Origin of the sequence: Fuscovulum blasticum DSM 2131 (assembly GCF_003034965.1) — a bacterium.
Classification (GTDB): domain Bacteria; phylum Pseudomonadota; class Alphaproteobacteria; order Rhodobacterales; family Rhodobacteraceae; genus Pseudogemmobacter; species Pseudogemmobacter blasticus.
The window spans coordinates 1-5,648 of sequence record NZ_PZKE01000042.1 but is presented as its reverse complement, the minus strand read 5'-3'; the positions used below and the strand labels follow the sequence as shown (position 1 = coordinate 5,648).

General features: G+C 61.8%; 7 protein-coding genes. 3 read left to right on the top strand and 4 right to left on the bottom strand.

Annotated elements, in window-relative coordinates:
- Positions 1-724 precede the first annotated feature (724 nt).
- From C5F44_RS17485 to rnk, 3 genes are all read left to right on the top strand, one after another.
- The gene (locus tag C5F44_RS17485) at positions 725-1,033 is read left to right on the top strand and encodes a DUF1127 domain-containing protein (protein ID WP_219908701.1); all 309 of its coding nucleotides are present in this window, start codon (positions 725-727) and stop codon (positions 1,031-1,033) included.
- A gap of 153 nt (positions 1,034-1,186) precedes the next feature.
- Complete coding sequence (locus tag C5F44_RS17480) at positions 1,187-1,645, top strand: hypothetical protein (RefSeq protein ID WP_146161984.1); 459 nt, start codon at positions 1,187-1,189, stop codon at positions 1,643-1,645.
- A gap of 66 nt (positions 1,646-1,711) precedes the next feature.
- Positions 1,712-2,128, top strand: a complete 417-nt coding sequence (gene rnk / locus C5F44_RS17475) for a nucleoside diphosphate kinase regulator (RefSeq protein WP_107674911.1) — start codon at positions 1,712-1,714, stop codon at positions 2,126-2,128.
- Positions 2,129-2,197: 69 nt separating this feature from the next.
- On the opposite strand, the gene C5F44_RS17470 is transcribed toward rnk, so the two are convergent.
- The 4 genes from C5F44_RS17470 to scpB form a co-directional block, all read right to left on the bottom strand.
- Positions 2,198-3,490: a serine hydrolase domain-containing protein gene (locus tag C5F44_RS17470; RefSeq protein ID WP_235822672.1), complete on the bottom strand. Its 1,293-nt coding sequence runs from the start codon at positions 3,488-3,490 to the stop codon at positions 2,198-2,200.
- Between the two features lie 28 nt (positions 3,491-3,518).
- The gene (locus C5F44_RS18210) at positions 3,519-4,037 is read right to left on the bottom strand and encodes an alginate export family protein (protein WP_235822671.1); all 519 of its coding nucleotides are present in this window, start codon (positions 4,035-4,037) and stop codon (positions 3,519-3,521) included.
- A 9-nt stretch (positions 4,038-4,046) separates the two neighbouring features.
- Complete coding sequence (locus C5F44_RS18205) at positions 4,047-4,967, bottom strand: hypothetical protein (RefSeq protein WP_235822670.1); 921 nt, start codon at positions 4,965-4,967, stop codon at positions 4,047-4,049.
- Positions 4,968-5,319: 352 nt separating this feature from the next.
- Positions 5,320-5,648, bottom strand: a 329-nt coding sequence (gene scpB, locus C5F44_RS17460) for an SMC-Scp complex subunit ScpB (protein WP_146161983.1), incomplete at its 5' end; no start/stop codon positions are given.

Genomic DNA, 5,648 nt, shown 5'->3' with positions numbered 1-5,648 from the left:
GCGAAGGCAAGCGACTTGACCGCGTCGTCCGCGCACCGAAGCGGCGCGCGCAGCCCGTTCACATCCCGAGCAGGGTGGCGCCCGGCAAGGATGATGCCGGCACGACAGCCCCGAGGCGCGGTCTTGTTCTGGCACCAGCGAGTGGCCACTCAACATCGGTTCGGGGGGTGATCAAGCTGGCCATTAGGCCTCCTCGGACAGTTTGTCGCCTCATGGTGTTTGGGAAAGGGATGAGGCCCCGGGAGATTCAGTCAGCGCATCAGCGCCTGAACCGCCCGGGGATGCAGGCGGTTCAGAAGATGAAACCGGAAGTGGTTTTCCAGCAAGGCCATGGACCGAGGCTAGGTACCCTGCCGCGGCCAGTCAACCCGCGCGGCCGGCGTCGGGTGCGAAGCGGCCCGGCGTGTTTCACCGGGTTCCAGCGCGATCGGCACCTTTGCGCCTATCCGGTGGCCGGATGTTCCCCGGCACAATTGAAACTGCGCGCGTAAAGGCCCATCTGGGAACCATGTCGATCTTCGGTTTCCACATAAGGGCCCTGCGCTCTGCAGGGGTTCTGCTGAACCGCCGGTAGCCCCGGGCGGCACAGGCTTGCGCCTGCCGACACCCCGGGGTTGTCCAATCCGACCTCTCACAATTCGTCTGAACCAGGCCGGCTCGTCCACGGGCGGCCCGCTTCTGCGCTTGGTGAGGGATTCAGTTCGTTTCAGAAGTGGAGAGCGAAATGTCCGTCTACATCAAGTCCGGGTCCGGGCAAGGCACCGACAGCAACATCGGCCAGATGCCCGGGATGTCCTTCATCCTGCGCTGTTGGAGAAGCGCCGTCCGACGCTGGGAACGGCGAAAGATGATCGCGGTTCTGGCCAGACTGGATGACCGCGTCCTGTGGGACATCGGCCTGTGCCGTGGAGAAATCGAAGACTTTGTCAACGGCCTGAGCCGAGACGAACCCCGAACCGGCACCCGTGCCGAAAACCCGTCTGGAAGCCACAAGCTGACGGCTTCAGCCACGACTTGCAGGATGACCAGATGAGTGCCGTTTCCATTCTCTTGCGGGGGCTTCTTCAAAACCGCCCCCTGCCCGGGGTGGTCTGAATTCGCGCATGTGTCGCGGCTGCTCCGGGTCTTTCACCTCAGCCTGAACCCGATGTGAAACGATGGCGACAGCCTTGCCAGAGGAGCAAACATGACCGTTTCGAAAGAACAACGACTTGCCGGAGATTCAATCAGTTACGCAATTCTCTGCCAGCACGCCGCCACAAGTGTGCTGACGAAGACGGACCGCCGTGCCCTGGTTGACCACATTCTGCGCGCCGAAAAGGTCGGGGCCGGGGCGCCTGCGATGTTGGCAAGGCTTCTTGGCCTCAAGCTTCTGTATGCGTCGATTGTGGACGACGGAAGCATCGGCACCCAGACCGCGGCCGGTGGCTCACGGGTGATCTATGCCGTTGACGACCTGCGGCCACAGTCGGGAAGGTTGTTCCACTACGACGAATTTGCCGAGGAAGATAACGGCCTTCATGTCGGATCGCTGCTGGGGGCAACGCTGATCGGCATGAAGACCGGCACCCATGGGCCGCTGTTGCAGGCAGACGGAACGCTTCGCCGCGTGCGTCTGCTCAGCGTCGAGAGGGCTCACGCATAACGACAGGTCCAAGGCGAAACACCGGGGTCTTGCAGGCCCCTCAAACATGACAATCGAGAAAGAAACATGACAACCAGCACCAACCCTGTGTCGGCACGGCTGCCGAAAATCTACCTGGACAAAAGCCTGGTCGGCCGCCTTGAAGCGCTGGCGGCTTCCGTGATGAGACGCTCGCCAGAGGTTGGCGAGCGCCTTATCGACGAGATCGCGCGGGCAAAGCTGGTTGCCCCGGCCACAATGCGCAGCGATGTGGTGACGATTGGAAGTGAGGTCACCTATCGTGACCTTGGCACGGCGCGTTTGAATACCGTCTCTGTGGTCTATCCCGAGGATGCGGATATCGAGCAAGGCCGCATCTCCGTGCTTACGCCGGTGGGCGTCGCCCTGCTTGGCCTCAGTCCGGGGGCTGAAATCTCGTGGACCACGCGTGATGACGCAACGCGCCAACTGCTGGTTGTGAAGGTCACGCCGCCACCAGGGTGACCGAACAGCCCATCGGTGCCGCAGGGGGGGCTGACGGACCCCGGCGGCACCGATGCCTGTCTTTTGTGGTCAGTGCCCAGCCATCAGGTATTCCGCAACGGCCTGATACGCCGGCAGCGATGTCGGGTCGATGTCGGCGTTGGCGGCCGTCGGGAATGACGCGAAGCGCACAAGCACCATTTCGGCCGTCGGATCGACATAGATGGTCTGGCCATGCACGCCACGCGCGGCAAAAGCGCCGTGGTCGTTGTGGAACACCCACCACTGGCTGGTATAGCTGCCGTTCGGAATGCTTGCATAGCCGCTGAACTTGGACTGATCGCCACCCTTGGCGATGTTCTCGGCCACTTCTGCCGGGAACAGCCGTTCGCCGTTGATCTCTCCCTTGTTCAGCATCAAAAGGCCCAGCCGCGCCGCATCACGCAAGCCAAGGCTGATGCCCCCGCCCGCGAAGGGCACGCCCTTGCCGTCCACGGTCTGATAGGCGTCCTGTTCCGCACCCATCCGGCTCCACAGCCGGTCCGAGGCGAGGTCGGTCACCGATTTGCCCGCCGTGCGGCTGATGATCCACCCCAGCATATCCGAGTTGATCGTTTTGTAGTGGAACGCGTCGCCATGGTTCCCCTCGGGCTGAACCTGGGCCAGATACTCCCAGTATCCGTTCGATCCCGTGTAGCCTTCGGGTTTCGGCAGCGGGCTTGCCGCGGCCGAGTAGATCCAGATATCGGCATTCGGGTCCGCGTAGTTCTCGGAATACCTGACGCCCGTGACCATATCCATGACTTGCCGGACCGTCGCGCTTCCGAAAGCCCCGTCCGCCACTTCGGGGATGATGTCACGGACCAGCTTCGTGTCGTCAAGGGCGCCTTCCACCACCAGGATTTCGGCCAGAAGTCCCGTCACGGATTTGGTCATCGACATTGCGGCGTGCTTGGCGCCTTCATCCATGCAGCCGAAGTAACGCTCGTACACGACCTTGCCCTTGTGCAGGACAATGATGCCGTCGGTGTAGTTGGCGTAAAGCGATTCTTCCCAAGTCATTGGCGCCTCCGCCCCGAGCGGAGTGAAGGTCAGCGCGTCGATCTTGCTGCGCAGGTCGGCGAATTCCGAAGGCGAGGGGTAGGACAGCGGCACCGGCGCGCCAAGGCCACGGCTGATTTCTTCCGTCGGCAGGAATTCCCGCAGGTGACAGACCGACCAGCGCAGCTTGGGGAAGCTGAAATACACCGAATCCGGCTGGGTAATGATCTTGTCCTCGGGTGGCGGAAAGCCCTGCATCCAGCCCATGACCCGCGGGTCGGATTCCTGCGCCGAAAGCGGGGCGGATTGGGCCTGTGCAACCGTCACTGCGCCAAGGGACATGGCCACTCCTGCTGTCAGGCTGAGAACCTTAGAAATTGATGACGACATTGACGAAACCTCCTGTCCATGGGGATGCGTCCCCGCCGATGACATTGTCGATCCCTGCTCCGGGGAAGGAAACCGATACTCCTGCTGTCAGGAACGTGTTGCGGTTGATGATGCGGCTGTATTCAAGGAAGATATCATCTGCGAGTTCGGCGTTGGTCACACCCGTGACCAGATTTCCATTCTCGTCCAGCCGGGTGGCTTGGCCGAACTGGATCTGGCTGTTCAACTCGTTCGCCCGGATATGCGCGTAACGTATTGTCAGCGTGTCCTGCTGGGTTGGCTTGAGCTGCAGCGCCAAGGTCAGGGCATTCACGTTCGAGTTCAGGAAAGTTGACGCGGACTTCGATCCTGTCGCCCAGGCGCTGGGGCTTCCCTGGTAGTAGAGAGGATCGAACCGCTCGAGCTTTGCCGTGTTCGGGTCATCGCCGGAAAAGGTCTGGTAGCCCAGGGTAAGGCTTGGCGACCAGGGCGCATCTGCAAAGCTGTAGCTGGCGGTCACCCGGCCTGCCTAGGATTCAAGATCGATCCGGTCATTCCATTGATAGGCGAAATCTCCTGCGAAGACCCAATTCTCCATCGTGCCGGCAAAAGGATTCGTCTTGGCGTAAAGGTTGATTGTCTTGGTCCCCTCCCGCCCCCCCGGAATGATCGTTGGAGCGGCACCGCCCGATCCGGCCTGCGGATAAGGCGAACCCGAGTTGAGAACGTCCACAAATGTCGCGCCGAGGTAGCCCCCGTTCGGGCCATCTTGACGAAGGTCGATGCCAGCAAGTTTGTTGCCGCTGTCATTGGCGGGCAGTTCGTTGGGATCAAGATAGAAGACGGTCCCTGTGACCGTACCAAAGGCCAGGCGCCCGATGGCGGCCCTTTCCCATGCCTTTCGCGGGCCAAGCTTCAGGGCGCCGCGATCAAACCCGCTGCTCGCGCCATTCGCGATCAGCATGCCCGTCCCAAGGGTCAGTTCGCGCGGCCCAAGCGAAAAATCGTAGGACAGCCCGCCATTCAGATCGCCACGGATCGCAAGGTAGGCTTCTTCAAGGGTGGTCGCCCCGGTGTCGCCCGTGTCGAACGCATCAGTCCCCATCGTATAGGACGACACGACCGAGAGCTTTCCATAGATAACAGCGCCCGATTCCAGCCGATAGTCGAAGCTCAGGCCCGGTTTGATGTAACCTTCCAGCCAGTTGGTGTCCGGGTCAAAAGTGCTGCCCGGCGCAGTCGTGGCAGAAAGGTCCCAAAACAGGTTTTCCTCGCTCACTGCGTTCAGCCCGGCCTGGAAATGCCAGCGAAGGGTCAGACCGTCGCGATTGATGATCGTGGTTTGGTCCTCCGCCAGAGCTGGACTGGCGAAGAGTGTTGTTATCGCTGCTGCAATCGTCGTTCGGGCGTGATTTCGGGAACGGCGTCTCCGGGACAACAAGTCTGCCATGTGTCTTCCCCTGTGGGTTGGGGGCCTGAAACTGGACCTGCGTAAGCTGCTCCGTGATCGTTGGACATATTTCCGGCTGATTCAAGCTACTGCCTGCGCCTGCTGATCGGTTTCGATGCTATTGATGTAGACCACGGTGGTCGGCTGTCCGCCATGGGCAGTGTAAGGGCGTTGGTGGTTTTATAATGTTATCCGAGCCGACATAGCGCACCCCCGGAACAGCGTGCTGGGTGAGCTGCGATGCGCTGCCACAACCGCACCCCCAAATCCAGCAAGACCGGATAGGGTGAACCGCCCCGAGATTACCGGAGGGTAAAGCACTCAAAGGATGCGTCCATGACAAAGCACAGGTTCACGCGCCCCCCTCCCCCGCCACAGGCAGGATCACACCATCGCTTCCCGGCTGCAGCAACCCCGCATCCTCCAGCGCCTCGATGTCGGGCAGGTCGCGCAGGGTGTCCAGGCCGAACAGGGCCAGGAAGCCTGGGGTGGTGACATAGGTATGGGGTGCGCCGGGTTCGGGGCTGCGGGGGCCGCGGGTGATCAGGCCCTGGCGGTGCAGCCGGGCGATCAGGTCGCGGCTGACCTCGCGGCCGGTCAGGCGCGCGATGGCGCCGCGCGTTACCGGCTGCATATAGGCGATGACGGTCAGCACCAGCGCCTCGGTCCGGGTCAGGTCGC

Coding starts and splice junctions, on each gene's coding strand:
- C5F44_RS17485 (WP_219908701.1), top strand. CDS start 725: ATGTCCGTCTACATCAAGTCCGGGTCCGGGCAAGGCACCGACAGCAAC.
- C5F44_RS17480 (WP_146161984.1), top strand. CDS start 1,187: ATGACCGTTTCGAAAGAACAACGACTTGCCGGAGATTCAATCAGTTAC.
- rnk (WP_107674911.1), top strand. CDS start 1,712: ATGACAACCAGCACCAACCCTGTGTCGGCACGGCTGCCGAAAATCTAC.
- C5F44_RS17470 (WP_235822672.1), bottom strand. CDS start 3,490: ATGTCCCTTGGCGCAGTGACGGTTGCACAGGCCCAATCCGCCCCGCTT.
- C5F44_RS18205 (WP_235822670.1), bottom strand. CDS start 4,967: ATGGCAGACTTGTTGTCCCGGAGACGCCGTTCCCGAAATCACGCCCGA.